Origin of the sequence: Saccharothrix tamanrassetensis (genome assembly GCF_014203665.1) — a bacterium.
In the GTDB taxonomy this organism is placed as follows: domain Bacteria; phylum Actinomycetota; class Actinomycetes; order Mycobacteriales; family Pseudonocardiaceae; genus Actinosynnema; species Actinosynnema tamanrassetense.
The window spans coordinates 450,938-467,190 of record NZ_JACHJN010000005.1 but is presented as its reverse complement, the minus strand read 5'-3'; the positions used below and the strand labels follow the sequence as shown (position 1 = coordinate 467,190).

At 69.9% G+C, this 16,253-nt stretch carries 15 protein-coding genes; 8 read left to right on the top strand and 7 right to left on the bottom strand.

Features of this window, described 5'->3' with window-relative positions:
* Positions 1-12 precede the first annotated feature (12 nt).
* Both FHS29_RS18515 and FHS29_RS18510 read left to right on the top strand, forming a co-directional pair.
* Positions 13-396 (top strand): hypothetical protein, encoded by a 384-nt coding sequence (locus tag FHS29_RS18515; protein ID WP_184691982.1) that lies wholly within the window; start codon positions 13-15, stop codon positions 394-396.
* The gene (locus FHS29_RS18510; protein ID WP_184691979.1) at positions 389-1,891 is read left to right on the top strand and encodes an ABC1 kinase family protein; all 1,503 of its coding nucleotides are present in this window, start codon (positions 389-391) and stop codon (positions 1,889-1,891) included. The genes FHS29_RS18515 and FHS29_RS18510 overlap by 8 nt, the downstream gene beginning before the upstream one ends.
* A gap of 15 nt (positions 1,892-1,906) precedes the next feature.
* Here FHS29_RS18510 and FHS29_RS37720 read toward each other — a convergent pair whose 3' ends face one another.
* On the bottom strand, positions 1,907-2,275 hold the full coding sequence (locus tag FHS29_RS37720) for a response regulator transcription factor (protein WP_184691977.1): 369 nt from the start codon (positions 2,273-2,275) through the stop codon (positions 1,907-1,909).
* 504 nt (positions 2,276-2,779) lie between these two features.
* On the opposite strand from FHS29_RS37720, the gene FHS29_RS18500 reads away from it, so the two are divergent.
* Positions 2,780-4,375 carry a GMC oxidoreductase gene (locus FHS29_RS18500; protein ID WP_184691975.1) on the top strand — a complete coding sequence of 532 codons (1,596 nt, stop codon included), beginning with the start codon at positions 2,780-2,782 and terminating at the stop codon, positions 4,373-4,375.
* Between the two features lie 90 nt (positions 4,376-4,465).
* Here the strand turns inward: FHS29_RS18500 and FHS29_RS18495 are convergent, their stop codons facing one another.
* Positions 4,466-5,344: an alpha/beta fold hydrolase gene (locus tag FHS29_RS18495; protein ID WP_184691973.1), complete on the bottom strand. Its 879-nt coding sequence runs from the start codon at positions 5,342-5,344 to the stop codon at positions 4,466-4,468.
* A 327-nt stretch (positions 5,345-5,671) separates the two neighbouring features.
* Here FHS29_RS18495 and FHS29_RS18490 point away from each other — a divergent pair, with 327 nt between their 5' ends.
* The 4 genes from FHS29_RS18490 to FHS29_RS18475 all read left to right on the top strand — a co-directional run bounded on the left by FHS29_RS18490 (position 5,672) and on the right by FHS29_RS18475 (position 9,583).
* The gene (locus tag FHS29_RS18490; protein ID WP_221456215.1) at positions 5,672-6,520 is read left to right on the top strand and encodes a hypothetical protein; all 849 of its coding nucleotides are present in this window, start codon (positions 5,672-5,674) and stop codon (positions 6,518-6,520) included.
* Between the two features lie 13 nt (positions 6,521-6,533).
* Complete coding sequence (locus FHS29_RS18485) at positions 6,534-7,904, top strand: NADH:flavin oxidoreductase (RefSeq protein ID WP_184691970.1); 1,371 nt, start codon at positions 6,534-6,536, stop codon at positions 7,902-7,904.
* The gene (locus tag FHS29_RS18480) at positions 7,901-8,080 is read left to right on the top strand and encodes a hypothetical protein (RefSeq protein WP_184691969.1); all 180 of its coding nucleotides are present in this window, start codon (positions 7,901-7,903) and stop codon (positions 8,078-8,080) included. Before FHS29_RS18485 ends, FHS29_RS18480 begins: the two co-directional genes overlap by 4 nt.
* 339 nt (positions 8,081-8,419) lie before the next feature.
* Complete coding sequence (locus FHS29_RS18475) at positions 8,420-9,583, top strand: alanine--tRNA ligase-related protein (RefSeq protein ID WP_184691968.1); 1,164 nt, start codon at positions 8,420-8,422, stop codon at positions 9,581-9,583.
* Positions 9,584-9,675: 92 nt separating this feature from the next.
* Here the strand turns inward: FHS29_RS18475 and FHS29_RS18470 are convergent, their stop codons facing one another.
* From FHS29_RS18470 to FHS29_RS18450, 5 genes are all read right to left on the bottom strand, one after another.
* Positions 9,676-10,929 (bottom strand): MFS transporter, encoded by a 1,254-nt coding sequence (locus FHS29_RS18470; RefSeq protein ID WP_184691967.1) that lies wholly within the window; start codon positions 10,927-10,929, stop codon positions 9,676-9,678.
* 69 nt (positions 10,930-10,998) lie between these two features.
* The gene (locus tag FHS29_RS18465; protein WP_184691966.1) at positions 10,999-12,468 is read right to left on the bottom strand and encodes a peptide ligase PGM1-related protein; all 1,470 of its coding nucleotides are present in this window, start codon (positions 12,466-12,468) and stop codon (positions 10,999-11,001) included.
* A gap of 98 nt (positions 12,469-12,566) precedes the next feature.
* Positions 12,567-13,313 (bottom strand): iron-containing redox enzyme family protein, encoded by a 747-nt coding sequence (locus FHS29_RS18460; RefSeq protein WP_221456214.1) that lies wholly within the window; start codon positions 13,311-13,313, stop codon positions 12,567-12,569.
* Between the two features lie 20 nt (positions 13,314-13,333).
* Entirely contained in the window at positions 13,334-14,275 is a 942-nt protein-coding gene (locus FHS29_RS18455; RefSeq protein WP_221456213.1) for a U32 family peptidase, read from the bottom strand.
* A gap of 23 nt (positions 14,276-14,298) precedes the next feature.
* A complete protein-coding gene (locus tag FHS29_RS18450; RefSeq protein WP_184691965.1) occupies positions 14,299-15,021 on the bottom strand; it encodes a hypothetical protein in 723 nt (240 codons plus the stop codon).
* Between the two features lie 456 nt (positions 15,022-15,477).
* On the opposite strand from FHS29_RS18450, the gene FHS29_RS18445 reads away from it, so the two are divergent.
* Complete coding sequence (locus FHS29_RS18445; protein WP_184691963.1) at positions 15,478-16,083, top strand: dihydrofolate reductase family protein; 606 nt, start codon at positions 15,478-15,480, stop codon at positions 16,081-16,083.
* The last annotated feature ends 170 nt before the right edge of the window (positions 16,084-16,253 follow it).

Sequence of the window (16,253 nt, the reverse complement as noted above, 5' to 3'; positions counted from 1 at the left end):
CCGGAGCGGGGCATGACCGAGGAGCGGTCGTCCGCGGACGGGCGGACGTGGCGGCGGGTGCTCAGGCGCGAGCGGGACGGCAGTCTGTTCGATCCCGACGAACAGCGCGCCGTCACCGCCGAGGAGCTGTTGGACGACCTCCGGGCGGGCCGCCGCTTCCGCGCCCACCGCCGCAGCACCGGCGCGGACTGCACGGTGGAGGTGCTCGCCGAGGTGCTCGGGTCGGCGCTGTCCGGACAGCTCCTCGGCCAGGGCGGCTGCACCGGACCGCTGTCCCTGCCGGGCCTGCCGGCACCGCGGCACCTCGGGCTGCGGGCTGCGCCCCGGCGACCTCCGGACCACTTCGCGAAGGCACTGCGCACTGCGGACGAGCCGGCCCGTTCCGGCCATGTCTGAAGCGCGGGTCCGCCTGCTCGCCGCCACGCTCGGGCGCCTGGCGCTGCACGCGGCCGGCAACTCGGTCGGGCGCGACCCGGTCCCGCGGCGGGAGCGGCACGCCCGAGCCGTCCGCGAGGCGTTCGAACGGCTCGGGCCCCTCTACATCAAGGTGGGCCAGGTCCTGTCCACCCGGCCGGACTTCGTGTCCGCCGAGACCATAGAAGAGCTGGGCAAGCTGCACGACCGGGTGCCCGCGTCGCCCTTCGCGGACTTCGAACCCGTCCTGGCCGACGAGCTCGGGCCCGACTGGCACCGGCACTTCCGCCACATAGACACCGAACACCCGCTGGGATCGGCCTCGCTGGCCCAGGTCTACCGGGTCACGCTGGCCGGTGGTCGGGTCGCGGCGATGAAGGTGCAGCGCCCCGGCATCCGATCGATCATCCGCACGGACATGGCGGTGCTGCGCAGGGCCGCGCAGGTGCTCGTCACGGCGAAGCCGGCCTTCAACGCCGTCGTCGACGTGCACGCCATCCTCGACCTGGTCTTCGACGCCGTCGCGGGCGAGCTGGACTTCACCGTCGAGGCCCGGAACATGGACGCCGGGCGCAGGCAGGCCGAGGCGTTCGACACCCTCACGGTGCCGGAGGTGCTGCTCGTCACGCCTCGGGTGCTGGTGCAGAGCATGGCCGAGGGAAGGTCGATCAGGGATGCCGCGCGCGCCGAGTTCCCGCGGGACGAGCGCGTGGCGATCGCGCACGACCTGCTCGCCTTCATGTACCGCAGCTACTTCCTCGGGCGGCTCTTCCACGCCGATCCGCACCCGGGCAACATCTTCGTCCACCCCGGGCGGGGCGCCTTCCTGATCGACTGGGGGATGGTGTGCCGGCTGGACCGCCCGATGAGCCTGAAGCTCGCGCTCACCCTGGTCAACATCGTCGAGAACGACGGGGACGGCACCGCGAAGGCCTGGGTGGAGATGGGCAAGCCGACGCAGTGGGCGGACATCGGGGGCTTCACCTGCGACGTGGCGGCGCTGGTGCCGAAAGCGTCGACCGCGTCGCTCGACGAGCTGAACTTCGGGATCACCCTGACCACGGTGCTGCGGCACTCCACCAGGCGGGGCATCAAGATCAGCCCGGTCATCCCCATGCTGGGCAAGTCCTTCGCGAACATGGAGGGATCGATCCGGTGCCTGGCGCCCGAGCTGTCGGCGGCCGAGGTCCTGCGCGCCGAGTTGGCCGACGTCATGGTCGACCTGACCTGCGAGACGCTCTCCGAGCCCGCTCTGGCCCGCGGCGTCCTCGAACTGCTGCTGACCGCCGGCGGCAGCTACAACCAGGCACGCGGGATCCTGCGCGACCTGTCGAACAGGGAACTGCAGATCCCGGTGGACAACATGCGGCCGGCCCAGCTCACCCGGAGGACCCCGGCGAAGATGCTCTACGGAACGCTCGCCGGGGTCGGCGGGGCGCTGCTGTGGCGGCACCGCCGCCGCCTGATCGAGCCGTGAGGCCGCGCCGCCCCGTCACGCCCTCCGGATGAGCTTGATGACCGCCTGGGTCCGGTCGGCGACCCCCAACTTGTAGAAGATCGAATGCAGGTGATTCTTCACGGTGCGTTCCGAGATGTCCAATTTCCGCGCTATACGCCTGTTCGACAGACCCTCCACAAGTAATTCCGCGACACTCCTTTCCCGGCTTGTCAGATTCCATCCGGTACAGCGGACCTCGATGCCCGATTCCACCGCAGGAGTACCGAGTCCACTCTTCGTCACCCGGGCGAGCAACTCCTGCGCGATGCACTGGTGTCGGTGCGCCAGACGGATAAGGTCTGCAGAGGAGACCTCTTCCCCGTCGCCGCCGTGGTCGCCGTGGTCGCCGGTCTGCGGACGCATGGATCTCCTTGACAAAGCTCGCGGACAGTCACGGAGCCTTCTATAGCTGATCAATATAGCGATTGCCGGCTATCGTCAACAGCGCCATTCAGGCTGCTTCCGCAGGTGTCCGAGTGATAGGTTTCAACACTCGGACAGCCCATCGTCTCCGGTGCGTCCGGGCAATCGTGTCGACGCCATCGCCCGGTTCGATCCGTTCGACGACGAGCGGTCGGGTGCACCTGGCCGACCGTCTGCCACGGCTGGGCTGGTCCGCACAGCCCCCGGCGCAATCTTTCCGACGAATCCCGCTGCACCCGACAAGGCCCGAGAGATCGCCTTCCGGTTCCGGTACCGGAGCACGGCGGCGCGCTTCCCTTCTCTCCGCCACAGCCACTCGGCACCGCACGCGCCCGCGCCGTGACCACATGGTCCGGGCTGCCCGGCAGGGGCCGCTCGGACCATTGACCTCACCGGCGCCGACCGCAGATCGTCGGAACACCGATCGTGGTGGAAGGACCGAAGATGAACCTGACGCAGCGCATCTCCCGCCGAGGGCTGGTGGCCGGCGTCCGTGCCGCCGCAACCGCGATCGGGGCGCACCGGGCCGCCGGGTCCACCGTGGCCGTGCACTCCTCCGTGCCGACGCGGAACGACCAGTACCGGGCCGTCGTCGTGGGTAGCGGGTTCGGTGGTTCGGTCGCGGCACTGCGGCTGGCCCGGGCCGGGGTGCGAACCCTCGTGCTCGAACGCGGCCGCTGGTGGAACGGCCAGCCCAGTGACAACACCTTCCCCCAGTTCTTCCACCCCGACCGGCGGGTCAGCTGGCTCGAGCGGACGCCGGTGATGCCGTCGTCGCCGCCCGCGGAGTTCCAGCCGTACACCGGATTGGTCGAGCGGGTGCGGGGGAAGGGCATGAGCATCCTCTGCGGCGCCGGGGTGGGCGGTGGATCGCTGCACTACGCGGGGGTCGGGCTGCAACCCTCCGCCGAGCTGTTCCGCAGCGTGATGCCGGCCGAGGTCGACTACGACGAAATGGCCGCCGTGTTCTACCCGAAGGCGGCCGCGATGCTGCGCCTGTCCCCCGTGCCCGACGACATCCTCAACCACGTCCGCTTCACCGCCAGCCGCAGGTTCCTCGCCGACGCCCACTTGGCGGACGGCACCCCGGTGCGCCTGCCCCAGCCGATGGACTGGGACGTCGTCCGCGCGGAGCTGCGCGGCGAGCTGCCGCCGTGGTCGGCGCACGGCGACGTGCTCTACGGCATCAACAACGGCGCGAGGTACTCGGTGGACAAGACCTACCTGGCCGCGGCGCTGGCCACGGGTCTGGTGACCGTCGCCCCGTTGCACGTGGTCAAGGAGGTGACCGCCGGCAAGGCACGCCGGTACGTGCTGCGCTGCGAGCGCATCGACACCAACGGCACGGTCCTGGAGAACGTCCTGGTCCACACCGACAGCGTCGTGCTCGGCGCCGGTTCGGCCAACACCTCCCGGCTGCTGGTGCGGGCGAAGGGCACCGGCACGTTGTCGAACCTGCCCCCCGACGTCGGCCGGTACTGGGGGAACAACGGCAACCGGCTCTACCTGCGGACGGGGTTGCCCGAGCCCTCGCTGCCCCACCAGGGTGGCCCGTCCTGCGCCGGGAACCTCGACTGGGAGGCCTCCACCGGGCCCGCCACGCTGTTCCACGCCCCAGCCCCGTTCGAGGCCGAGTCGTTCTCCATGTACGTCGAGGGCATCGGCATCCCGAACGGGCACGGCGAGTTCCGCTACCACCCGCGCACCGACTCCACCGAACTCGTGTGGCCCTCCGCGTCCGACGTGTCCTCGGGGGTGGCCGTCGACGCCGCCGCCGCCCGGATGAGCGCGGCCGGCGGCGGGGTCTTCCTCCCCGCCAACGCCCTCGATCCCAACACGTTCCACCCGCTCGGCGGAGCGGTGATCGGCCCGGTGTGCGACCCGTTCGGGCGAGTGCACGACAACGTCGGGCTGTACGTCACCGACAGCGCGCTGATCCCGGGTTCCACCGCGTGCTGCAATCCCTCGTGGACCATCACCGCACTGGCCGAGCGCTGCCTCGACCACATCGTCAAGCACGACATCGGCACGGTCATCTGACCCGGAACGCGACAACACCGGGAGACGCCTGGTGCGCTTCCGGCCGTCGGCGTCCACCGCCACGGGACGCAGCGCGCCCAGCGGGGAGGATCACCTCTGGTCTTCCGGTGGTCGCCGGTCGCGGCGGTCACCGATCCGGTCTTCCGGCGCCGCCGCGAGAACGTTGTCGAGCACCAGCCGTGCGGTCCGTCGCGGGTCGTCGAACATCAGCAGGTGCCCGACACCTTCGACCACCGTCTCCGGCAGGGCCCCGACTCGTTCCAGCAACGCCTCGCGAAATTGGCTCACCGGCACCACCCGGTCGTTCGCGGCCCAGATCAGCCGCACCGTGCCGGGGTGCACCCGCAGTGGGCGGATTCCCGAGGACGCGCCCACCGCCATCATCGTCCGGAAGTACGCCGGACAATAGGCCATGCCTCGCGACAGCATCGCGGCCACGGCCGGGGAGAGCGCCTCGGGCTCAGCCAGGAAGGTGCGGAACACGAACCTCCGGACCCAACGGTTGCGCAGCAACAACTCGGCCCGAGGTGCGATCGTCCGCGCTTTCCCGTAGCCCAGGGTCAGCCGGAGGAACAAGCTCACCCGCTGCCCGAGCCCCGGCCAGGCGACGCCGGGGCACAGCGCGAGGACCGACAACGCGCGTCGCCTCCGCAGAAGTTCCAACGCCACGGCGCCGCCCATCGAATGACCGACCACGTGTGCCTTCCCGATGCCGAGTCCGTTCATCAACGTCTCGACGTCGTCGGCCATGGAGTTCACGGTCGGCCACTTCCCCCCGGGCGGTCCGGCGCCTCCCCAGTGCCCCGCGAGCGTAGGCGCCAGCACCGGAAGAGACGCCTCCAGCAGCGGTACCACCGGTTCCCAGATCCGCCAGGTCCCGCCGATACCGTGGATGAGCACCAATGGAGCACCGGTGGAACCCTTGTGGTAGTACCGCTTCGGCGGCGTCAACCGCTTCCTCGACCGCACAGCTGCTCCCCGATGATTCCCGGCTTCCCGTCGCAACGCGCGGACTCCAGCATGCGGGAAAGACACCGGGATGCGCGAGCAGTACGCCGATGCTCACCCGAACGCGCCATTGACCGGACCATCCCGACCGAGCGCATCTCCGACCACCGGCGAACCCTCGGGGTGCGCAACGGTACGGGTCGAAGGATATCGAACGTGCGCACCATTGTCCCCCGCCGCCGGACCGGGAGACCATGCCAACACCGGCAAGTGGACTGAACGAGAACCGAGACCGCTTCTCCGGACCAGGCAAGCACATCCGGCGATCCACCACCAGGAGGCCGTGACGTGGCCCTCTCCACTCGTGGCACCGCGCAGCGGATCACGACTGACTTCGCGTCGGGCCCGGAGCCACCCGTCGACATGGTCGCTTCCACGAACGCCCAACTGGCGGTCGTCGTCGTCCTCGGGGTGGTGTTGGCCGGAGCGTTGGCGTATGCGCTGTGGCGGATCGTCACCGTCCGCCGGCCACTCATGTTGTGCATGGTGGTCGGAGCCGGGCTGTGCGGGTTCACCGAACCGGTGTGGGACACGCTGTCCAACATCTGGTTCCCGCAGATCGGCCAGTGGACGGGGTTCTCGGCGTTCGGACGCGCGATTCCCGTGTGGATATTCGGGGCCTACGCGTTGTACTGGGGCGTGCTGCCCTACGTGTTCCTCCGGCTGGTGGGAACGGCCCCACCCCGGAGGAAGTTGGCGATGGGCCTGGCGCTGCTCGTGCTCGCCAATGCGGCGATGGAGATCCCCTTGCTCATCGCGGACCTGCACGACTACTACGGGCCGCACGGGCTGACGGTCGCCGGGCTACCGCTCCACTGGATGCTCATCAACGGAACCGCCGCGTTCCTCGTCGGGGTGACCGCACTGCGCCTGGACGCCCGATTGCCCGGCTGGCGCCGACTCGGCGTTCTGCTCGTCCCGCCCCTGGTACAGCCGGCGGTGTCGATGGCGCTCGGCTGGCCCTTCTTCGTCACCGTGCACAGTGGAGCGACGACAGCCGCTGTGTGGGTGGCGTCGACAGCGGTCGTCGGGCTCTCGCTGCTGGTGCTCTTCCTCGTCGCCCCCATGGCGCTGCCGGCTTCCACCGGATCCGATCGCGTGCCATCGGAACGGTCAAACGAATCGACGCACCCATGAGATCGGTGGGCACATGACCAGGACGACCGGCGGTACGACCGATCCCATCTGCCAACCACTGCGGTTCCGGAACCTGACCGTCAAGAACAGGATCTTCCGCTCCAGCATCCCCCCGCAGTTCGACAACTACGACGGGACCGGGTCGCAGAGCCGGGTCAACTGGGAACGCAAGTTCGCCCACGGGGGCGTCGGAGCCATCATCTCCGCGTTCGCCCCCGTGCACGTGCAGGGGCGCATTCTGCCGCACTTCGCGATGATCGACGCGGACGACAAGATCCCCTTTTGGCGCACCATAACCGACGCGGTGCACGAGTACGACTGCAAGTACATCATCCAACTCAGCCACGCTGGTCGGCAGCGCGACGTACCAGGGGTGGAGAACATGTACCGGCCGGCGATCTCGGCCAGCCCCGGTATCGAGGAGATGCACGGGCTCTACGCGCGGGGGATGGACGTCCACGAGATCCGCCAGGTGGTGAGCCAATTCGCTCACGCGGCACGCCGGGCCAGGGAGGCGGGCGCGGACGGAGTGGAACTGCACTCCTCGCACGGCTACCTCTTCGCCCAATTCCTCAGCTCGGCGCTGAACCACCGCACGGACGACTACGGCGGAAGCCTGGAGAACCGTGCGCGGTTCCTCATGGAGGTGATCCACGCCATCCGGCGCGAGGTGGGCGACGACTTCCACGTGCAGGCGAAGCTCAACGCGGTCGACCTCGCGAACTATCTCTTCCCCTGGCGATCGAGCGGAAACCCCCTGGATGAAGGCGTGCAGATCTGCCAGTGGGCCGCGGACGCGGGCGTGGACGCGATTCACGCGACCGTCGGCAGCGCCTTCCCCCATCCGCTGATGCCGCCGGGCGGGCTCCCCCCGGACGAGATGCGGTGGAGCGCCCCGTACTTCTACGGGGTCTGGCGGACCAGGAACTACCTGATGATGTCCAACCCCCTCTTGCGAAAGATCTTCACCGGGGCGTGGAACAGGATGAAGAAGCACCACCCGGTGGAGGGGGTGGCGGTCGAATACGCCCGTGAAGTGCGCAACCGCGTCGACGTTCCGGTCATCTGCTGCGGCGGGTTCCAAGAAGGTGACCTGATCCGCCGGGTACTGCGCGAGGGATATGTCGACGCGGTGGCCATCGGTCGTCCGTTGCTGGCGAACCCCGACCTCCCGCTGGTGCTGGCCGCCGGCCGGAACCTGCCGGAGAAGCCGTGCAGCTTCTGCAACCGGTGCCTGTTCAGCGTGCTGCACAGCCCGGTCGGTTGCTACGACGTGCGTCGCTACGACGGCGACTACGACCGGATGATCCGCGAGGTGATGTCCACCTTCCGGCCGTCCTTCCCCGCTTCGCCGGCGACGACCCGAGAGGAAGACCAGCGATGACCGCCAAGGTCTCCCGGATCAGGACCCGCGACTACGTCCTGGAAGACCCCATCCGCACCACCCCGGTCGACGAGTTCCGCAACCACCTGTACCGCAAGTGGGCGGTGCGAGCGCTCGTGATCCTGTTGAGCGTCGCAGCGATCGGCGTGACCCTCCGACGACGTACCAGCTCTTGAGGACGTGCCGGGATTCCCCGGGCCGCATATGCCCTGCACGCCGCGTCCCTTGGCGCCGCTGTGGCCTTGATGACCGTCGCGTGGGCAGTGGAACCCGCCTGGCACGGCATACGGGTCGACGCCCTCGTTCCAGTGCGTACCGCTAAAGGGTTTGGTCCGGTGTTCTAGGGTTGGACCATGTCGGTCATCCCGCAGCACGTCGCCGCGGCCGCGCGAGCTCCCCGCTCGTCGGTCGCCGCCGCTGCCTGACCTCTTCCCGACACCCACCGGCGACCGGAAACGGTCCGTCCGGTCGCGGCGTGGGCCTTCCGGTCGTCCACACCCGGAAGGACCACTGCCGTGGACACCCAGGACGTCATCCGCACGTTCGTCGACTTCTTCACCTCCCGCCGCCACCGGCGGCTGACCGGCACCTCGCTGCTGTCCCCGCCGGGAGACCCGGTGCTGTTCACGACCTCGGGGATGCACCCGCTCACACCGTTCCTCGAAGGACTCCCGCACCCGCTGGGCGACCGGCTGGTCGGCGTCCAGCGCTGCCTGCGCACCACGGACCTGGAGGAGGTGGGCGACCCGACGCACCTGACGGTGTTCGAGATGCTCGGGTCGTGGTCGCTGCGCTCCTACGACGGGTCGCAAAGCCTGCGGTGGGGGTTCGAGCTGCTGTGCGACGGCTTCGGCGTCGACCCGGGCCTGCTGCACGTCACCGTGTTCGGCGGTGACGACCAGGTCGGCCCGGACACCGGCTCCCTCGACACCTGGCGCTCCCTCGGCGTCCCGGTGGAGCCGACCCGGACGCACAACTGGTGGTCCAACGGCCCCACCGGCCCGTGCGGTCCGGACAGCGAGGTGTTCGTGTGGACCGGGGACGGACCGCCGACCGGCAGCCCCACCACGGACGACCGTTGGCTGGAGGTGTGGAACCACGTCATGATGCGCTACGTCAGGCACGGCGACGGCACCCTCACGCCGCTGTCGGACTCCACTGTGGACACCGGGATGGGACTGGAACGACTGCTGATGTTCCTGCAGGGCAAGCGATCGGTGTTCGAGACGGACCTGCTCTCGCCGTGGACCGGGCAACTGCCGTGGGAGCTGCCGGAGAGGTCGCGGCGGTTGGTGGTCGACCACCTGAGGTCGAGCGTCGTGGTGATCGGCGACGGCGTGGCGCCGTCGAACACCGGACGCGGGTACGTCCTGCGCAGGCTGCTGCGGCGGACGCTGACGACGCTCTGGCGCGGCGACTGGACCCGGACGCTGTCCGATCTGCCGGAACCGTTGCTGCGGCACACCGGTTCGCACTTCGGGCTGCGCACCGACGGGGTCCGCGAGGTGCTGGAGCGGGAGGAGCGCCGGTTCCGGTCGCTGGTGTCACGAGGCCGCGTTCTGGTGCCACGCCACCCGAAGCCCCTCACGGAGCAGGACCTGCGCTACCTGCACGAAACCCACGGCATTCCGCGTGGTCTGGTGATGCTGTTGCGGCAGGACGACGGTCCGACTCCGTGACCGCCTGCCACGGGCGCGGCTGGGTCACTCCAGTGCGCATCGACCTTGCTCACGCGCTTACTCCCCTGCCCGAGGTGCGGCCAGGCAGGCGACTAGACACTCTCGGTTGAATACGAGGCAATCGGCCGGCTGCGTGCGTCCCCGGTCGTGTCCACAGTGGAAAGCGGGTCGGGCGGGCGCGGTGGCGCGGTGAAGCGGTTGCCGGGCCTGCGGCGGACGCTGACGAGCAGGCCCGCCGCGGCCAGCATGGCCACGCCCGTGACCGACCACGCCGCGGCCAGGCCGAAGGTCTGCGCACACCAACCGAAGAACGGCGGCATGGTCGCGCTGCCGACGTACACCCCGACCTGGGTGACCGAAGTGGCCGAGGTGACCCGGTCCGGGAACCGGTCGGCCACGGCCAGGTTGAACACCCCCGCCCACGCCCAGCCCGCGGCGAACCCCAGGATGAGTCCCACCAGGAACGTCGTCGTCCCGCCCACCGCGAACAGGCCCAGCCCCACCGCGCCCAGCGCGATCATCACCGCCGCCGTCACCAGCAGGTCCGGTCGCCACCGGTCCGCCGCGAGCCCCACCAGCAGCCGGGACGCCACGCTCGTGGCCGACCCCAGCGACAGCATCAGCCCCGCCCCCGCCGGGCCGAGCCCGGAATCCACCGCGGTCACCACGATGTACGCGGCCATCGCGTTGGCCGTCCCCGCCGCCAGCGCGGCGGCGGTGGCCAGCAGGAACAGATCCGTCGACGCGATCCGGGAGGCGTCCGCGCGCGTCGTTCGGGCGGGCACCCGTGGCGCGGCGAGCGCGGTGGTCACCGCCAACACCGCACAGAGGACGAACCCCCACCGCCACCCCATGGTCAACGCCACCGCGGGCACGGTCAGGCCCGCCAACAGCGAACCCACGGGCACCGCCGCCTGCTTGGCGCCGAAGGCGAAAGCCTTGCGGTGCCCCGGGATCAGGACGACCAGGACCTCGGCGGTGGCCGGCTGTGCCAGGGAGTTGGCCATCCCCGCCACGCCGACCCCCACCAGCAGCCACCCGATCGACGGCGCCGCGGCCATCCCCAGCGCACACGCCCCGGTCGACAGCGCGGCGAGCCGCAGCGCCGCCGTGGGACCGATGCGCTCGGTCAACCGCGACAGCGGGCGCGACGTCAGCGCCGCGACGGTGAAGAACAGCGCCGTCGCCGCGCCGACCATCGCGACGGTCAGGCCGAGTTCCTGTCCGATTTGGACGGCCATCGCGCTGACCAGGTACGTCGGTAATCCGCCCACCGTGACCGCCGCGCCGGTGGCGAACAGCGTCCGCGCAACGGATGTGCGGTTCTCCCCCGAGAACTCCCCCATGCCATGATCCAACCACAATCCGCCGACCGGACCACCGGCTTTCGGTGAACGCGGAAGGCGAAAGCCCGGTCAACGCTCGACGAGCGCCAACGCGAGTGCGCGCAGTTCGCGCATCAGCCGCGCGGACTCCTCCCGGTCGCGGCCGATGCCGATCGCGCCGAACTTGCCGTACGTCGGCAGGGCGCTGAGCATGTGCAGCACGACCCCGGTCCGCGTGACCGGGTCGTAGTGCAGCGGGGACGAGCGGACCGCGTCGATGAGCGCGCTGGGGCGCAGGCCGACCAGGCTCGGGTCCGCGATCGCGTCGGAAGCCTCGTACACCCGCGGGGAACCGTCCACGACCAACTCGCCCTCGGCGTCGGGCATGGTGTCCAGCAGCGCGGTGGCCATCGTGAAGCCGTGCTTGGTGCCGGTGGCGCGCAGGTTCAGCTCACAGCCCAGGATCTGCCACTCGGTGCCCTCGCGCACGGCGAGGAAGTCCACGCCGTAGTCGCCGCGGCGGACGCCGTTCTCCACCAACCGCGCCCCGACCGACAGGCCGAGCCGCAGCACCTCGGCGCGGTAGGCGGCGTCCGCGGGGAACCGGCTGCCCACGTAGGTCAGACCCGCACCGCCGAGCACCTGGTCGTGGGTGGACACCGCGGTCACCGTGCCGTCCTCGGTGATGCGGCCCTGGAAGCTGGGGCTGCGCACCTCGTCGCCCTCGACCCAGCGCTCGGCGAGGACGCCGGAAGTGGTGATCATCCCGGCGTACCGGGTCCACGTCAGCTTGGCGTCGACCAGGTCCGCGGCCGGCAGTGCCGCCGCCACCGCGGCCACGGCCTCCTCGCGGCCCGGCGGGACGGCGATCTCGCCCAGGTCGAGCAGCGCGTTGCCCATGCCCGCGCCGAACTCGGTGCTGCTGAGCTTGATGACGATCCTCCGGTGGCCGCTGTCGACCAGGTCGGCGATGCCCTCGGCCAGCCCGGCCACCGAACGGGCTTCGTCGGTGCCGGCGACCAGGGGCACCTGCGCGTCGCGGAAGATCCGCCGACCGGCCGCCTTGGTGCCCAACGGGATCGCCGAGGCGTCGGCCTGGTCGGTGGGCACGCCCAGGGACGCGGCCAGTTTCTCCAGGTTGACCGAGGGCTCGAAGCAGTCCAGCCGCACGTCCGCGCCCGCAGCTCGCTCCCGGGTGACGAACTCGTGGATCCGCTCGCGCAGGGCGCCCGCCGCCGGGCTGCCGGCGTCGAGCAGCTTGGTGCTGAGCCACCGCGCGGTGTCGTCGTCCAGGCTGCCCACCTCGACCCGGTCGCGCAGCGCCTGCCGCCGTTCCTCCCGCTCCTCGGGCAGCAGGCCGAGGAAGTAGTCGACCTGCTCGTCCGCGTCGGCCATCGCGGGCGCGGTGACGTAGAGCAGCGATCCGCCGCCGCGCCGCACCACCGAGACGATCGACGCGCCCACCGGGCGCTCGGGGAACAGTGTCGAGCCGCTGAGGCGCTCCAGCAGCTCCGGGCTGCACTCGCGGCTCTGGACGGACACGACGGCGGGATAGGACATCGGTTTCCTTAAAAGGCCGTAGCCACGATCCCCCGGGACGATTCCCGGGGGATCGTGTGCGCAGTCATCGCGGAGGCGCGAACGCTACCAGTGATCGACTACGGTCGGACCAGCACCTCCAGCAACGCCACGTCGTCGACCTCGCCCTTCACCGTGCGCTGGTACAGCTCCGTGTAGAACGCGCAGAACAGCTTGTAGACGTTGGTGATGTGCTCGACGATGCGCCGCTTGTCGTCCTCGGTCTCCACGAACGTCATGAGCACGTTCCACACGAAGTCGCCGTGGTCGTCCTCGAGGTCGTGGTCGACGTGGGCCTGCTGGCCCTTGGCAGTCCCGGCGCCGAGCCTTTCCTCGACGTTCGCGATCCACTTCGGCTGCGTCATCAGCGAGACGTTCTCGATGAAGTACGAGCTCGCCAACGACGCCAGCGGCCTGCCCTCGTGCTCCAGGCCGTAGTAGAAGTAGCCCTGCAGCAGCTTGGTGGTGAACAGCGGCTCGGTGGAGTAGATCTCCTCCTTGCCCACGCCCACCCGCTCCAGGTCCTTGGCGAACATGGAGTCGTGCAGCATCTCGTCCTCGGTGTAGGCGCACCACTTCTTGGCCAGCACCGGGTTGTGCTTGGTGAAGTAGTGGATGGTCAGCGCGTCGATCCAGCGCTTCATCCGCAGCCGCAGGATGATCTCGACGACGTGGCGCTTGTAGTAGCCCAGGTTGATCTCTTTGGCGCGGAACAGGTGGTCGGCACCCTCCACCTCCCGGTAGAACCGCTCGACCATGTCGTGCAGCAGGGCGTCGACTTCCTTCTTGAACTCCGCGTGCTTCTCCTTGACGACAGTGTTGGTCACCGCGCTGCCCACCCTTTCGCTCACTGGGCCGCTGGAAGCCCGTAGTGCCTGCTCTTGGTCGTGATCGCCGTGCGTTCGGGGAGGTGCCGGTCGAGCACCTCGATGCCGCGCGCGACCCGGTCGACCCGCTCGCGGGTGATCGCGTCGCCGAGCCGGTCGTAGGGGTGCCCCTGCACGCTGGCACCCATCTTCAGCATCACCGGGGCGCCCACCTGCACGATCTCGGCCAGCTCGTAGAACCGGATGAACCCGCCCTTGGCCTTGTAGACGTCCGTCGGCACGTCCATGGGCAGGCCGGGGTTGAGCCGGCGGATCTGGTGGATCATCGGCACGCCGAGGTCGTGGGCCAGGGTGATGCTGTCCGCGCCGTTCTCGGCGAAGATCCTGGCCAGGAACGGGTTGGTCGCCATGCAGTGGCTGGAGGTCTTGAACACCATCTCCGCCGGGAGCACGCCCTCGCGGCGCATCTCGTCGAACACCCGCAGCACGCCGATGTCGTAGACGGTGATGCCGCGGCAGCCCAACTCGGCCAGCCGCAGCGCCTCCTCGACGCAGGCCCGGAACGCGTCGCTGTTGTTGATCTGCCTGCCCATCTCCAGGCCGAAGTCCGAGCGGTAGAAGCTGCCCTTGACGTCGTACTCCGGGCGCGGGCCGATGCTGACCACCAGCCCGTACCCGTTCTCCCGGCACAGCGCCAACATGTCGCCCAGCTCGCCGTCGGAGAGCAGGAACGACCCGCGCGTCTCGTTGAACCGGGTGACGTAGAGCCCGTGGTCGCCGAGCAGCTTCACCAGCCGTTCGAGCTCGGCGAGGCTGTTGACCACCGGGATCTCCACGCCGTACTGGCCGCCGCCGTCGAACTCCCCGGCGGAGTGCTCCAGCTCGGCGCCGTCGCTGAAGGGGTAGGACTTGCCGGCCAACCACTCCAGACCGGGACCGCCGGTGATCGCGACGCTGCCCATGTGACCTCCACTGTTCTCGTGCCTCAGTCCGTCCGAATGGGCTGGGAGATGCGCAGGGCGGCCATCAGCGCGCCCTTCGCGGCGGGGGTCGGCGCGTGCACCACGCACAGCAGGCGGTCGCGCTCGCCGACCTCGCGGGCGAAGAAGCCGTCGACGGCGGTGTCGCCGGACAGCGGGGCGTCGCGCCAGAACCGGCTGCTGATCCGCCCGCCGCCGCCGTGCACGACGCCGGTCCCGGCGCGGAACTCGCAGCCCGGTGACAGCGCCCTGGCCAGGCGGGCCGGGATCCCGGCGTCGACCGGTCCGTCCAGCGACGGGTAGAACACGATGTCGCCGCCGAGGGCGAACCGGCGCATCAGCAGGTACGCCTTGGGGGTGTAGGTCTTCATGGCCACCAGGTCCGGGAAGTCGTCCAGCTCGCGGACGACGCCGGCGAAGAGGCTCGCCACCAGGCCCAGCGCCACCCCGGAGCCGTGCAGGCGCTCACCGACCAGCAGGGTCTCGATGTAGGTGAAGTCCAGGCCGTCGGCGCTGAGCCGGTTGGCCGCCATCAACCCGACGCACGCCCCGCGCGCCTCGGCGACGGCGATGTGATCGCTCTCGGCCAGGATGGCCGGCTTGGCCCGGAGGTAGTGGTCCACCTCGTGCCTCGGCATGGCCGCGGCCAGTTCGGCGGCCAGCCGAGCGCGCCGCGCGGTGTCGAGTGAATTCCCGTTCCCCAGATAGCGGATTTCCACAGTGCGCACGCAACCACCCATTAGGAAGGCATGCGGGATGCAGCCGGTTAAATGCACTCGTCGGAAGGACCCCCGTTTGACCGACGCTAGCATGTCGACCTTGGGCCGACAACGCCGTCACCCATATTGCGCAGCGGGATCACAGCGCGCGACGATCCGCCCGCACCAGCCCTGAACAGCCCTGATCGGCCGATCGGACGAGCGTACTGCGTAAGACAAACGCGCTCGCACGGCAGACCGGAGCAGTAAAAGGCGGATTACTCGAAAGCTCTCGAATCCGCCGAGCGGAAACACCGCGGAATCGTCCGGTTGGTCGAGCGGGCCGGCGTGGTGGTCGAGGGCAGCCGACTGGTGAGCGCGAGCTTGATGAGGATCCGGCCGACATGGGTGTCGGATCGGGGCAGGGCTGTTCGTAGAAGGGGTGAGCGGCGGCCCACGAGGGGCGCCCGGGAGGAAGAGGAACCCATGAAGCTGACGACCGTCACGAACGTCTCCGTCGACGGAGTGATGCAGGGACTCGGCGGGGCGGACGAGGACCGCAGGGGCGGGTTCGAGCGCGGCGGATGGGCCTTGCCGCTGTTCGACGACGAGGCCGAGACGTTCCTCGGTGAGGTCTACCAGCGCACCGACGCGTTCCTGTTCGGCCGGCGGACCTACGAGATCTTCGCCGGCTCCTGGGGAGCGATGGAGGATCCGAGCAGCAGCCCCATCGCGGCGGCGCTGCACGCGCGGCCCAAGTACGTGGTGTCGACCACGCTCACCGATCCGGGCTGGGCGGACACGACCGTCCTCTCCGGTGACGTCACGGCCGCCATCGCGGACCTGAAGGCCGAGCCGGGAGGTGAACTCCAGGTGCACGGCAGCGGCAGCCTGGTCCGCCGGCTGTTCGACCACCACCTGGTCGACGAGATCATCCTGCTCACCTATCCCGTGGTGGTCGGCCAGGGCACGCGGCTGTTCCCCGCCACCGGCCCGGACACGGCACTCGACCTGGTCGACTCGCGAGCCACCTCGAAGGGGGTGACGATCCAGGTCTACCGGCCCGGCGGGCACCCGCAGTACGCGGCGTAGGCAGCGGGCGCCTGGTGGTCGAGCACGGCGTGCCGGCGGTGGTTGCCGTCCGCCTTCCGCGCAGACCCGGGCTGCGAGTCACCCGAAGGGATACTGTCGCTGCCGGATTCGCTCACGACCCGGCGTGCCGGGTGGAACAACGGGCGGTGTCGGATCGGGGCAGCGGTGTT

Bases quoted from the DNA above. Each gene is read 5' to 3' on its own strand.
- FHS29_RS18515 (WP_184691982.1), top strand. From the start codon at position 13: ATGACCGAGGAGCGGTCGTCCGCGGACGGGCGGACGTGGCGGCGGGTG.
- FHS29_RS18500 (WP_184691975.1), top strand. From the start codon at position 2,780: ATGAACCTGACGCAGCGCATCTCCCGCCGAGGGCTGGTGGCCGGCGTC.
- FHS29_RS18480 (WP_184691969.1), top strand. From the start codon at position 7,901: ATGACCGCCAAGGTCTCCCGGATCAGGACCCGCGACTACGTCCTGGAA.
- FHS29_RS18445 (WP_184691963.1), top strand. From the start codon at position 15,478: ATGAAGCTGACGACCGTCACGAACGTCTCCGTCGACGGAGTGATGCAG.
- FHS29_RS18485 (WP_184691970.1), top strand. From the start codon at position 6,534: ATGACCAGGACGACCGGCGGTACGACCGATCCCATCTGCCAACCACTG.
- FHS29_RS37720 (WP_184691977.1), bottom strand. From the start codon at position 2,275: ATGCGTCCGCAGACCGGCGACCACGGCGACCACGGCGGCGACGGGGAA.
- FHS29_RS18510 (WP_184691979.1), top strand. From the start codon at position 389: ATGTCTGAAGCGCGGGTCCGCCTGCTCGCCGCCACGCTCGGGCGCCTG.
- FHS29_RS18455 (WP_221456213.1), bottom strand. From the start codon at position 14,275: ATGGGCAGCGTCGCGATCACCGGCGGTCCCGGTCTGGAGTGGTTGGCC.
- FHS29_RS18470 (WP_184691967.1), bottom strand. From the start codon at position 10,929: ATGGGGGAGTTCTCGGGGGAGAACCGCACATCCGTTGCGCGGACGCTG.
- FHS29_RS18465 (WP_184691966.1), bottom strand. From the start codon at position 12,468: ATGTCCTATCCCGCCGTCGTGTCCGTCCAGAGCCGCGAGTGCAGCCCG.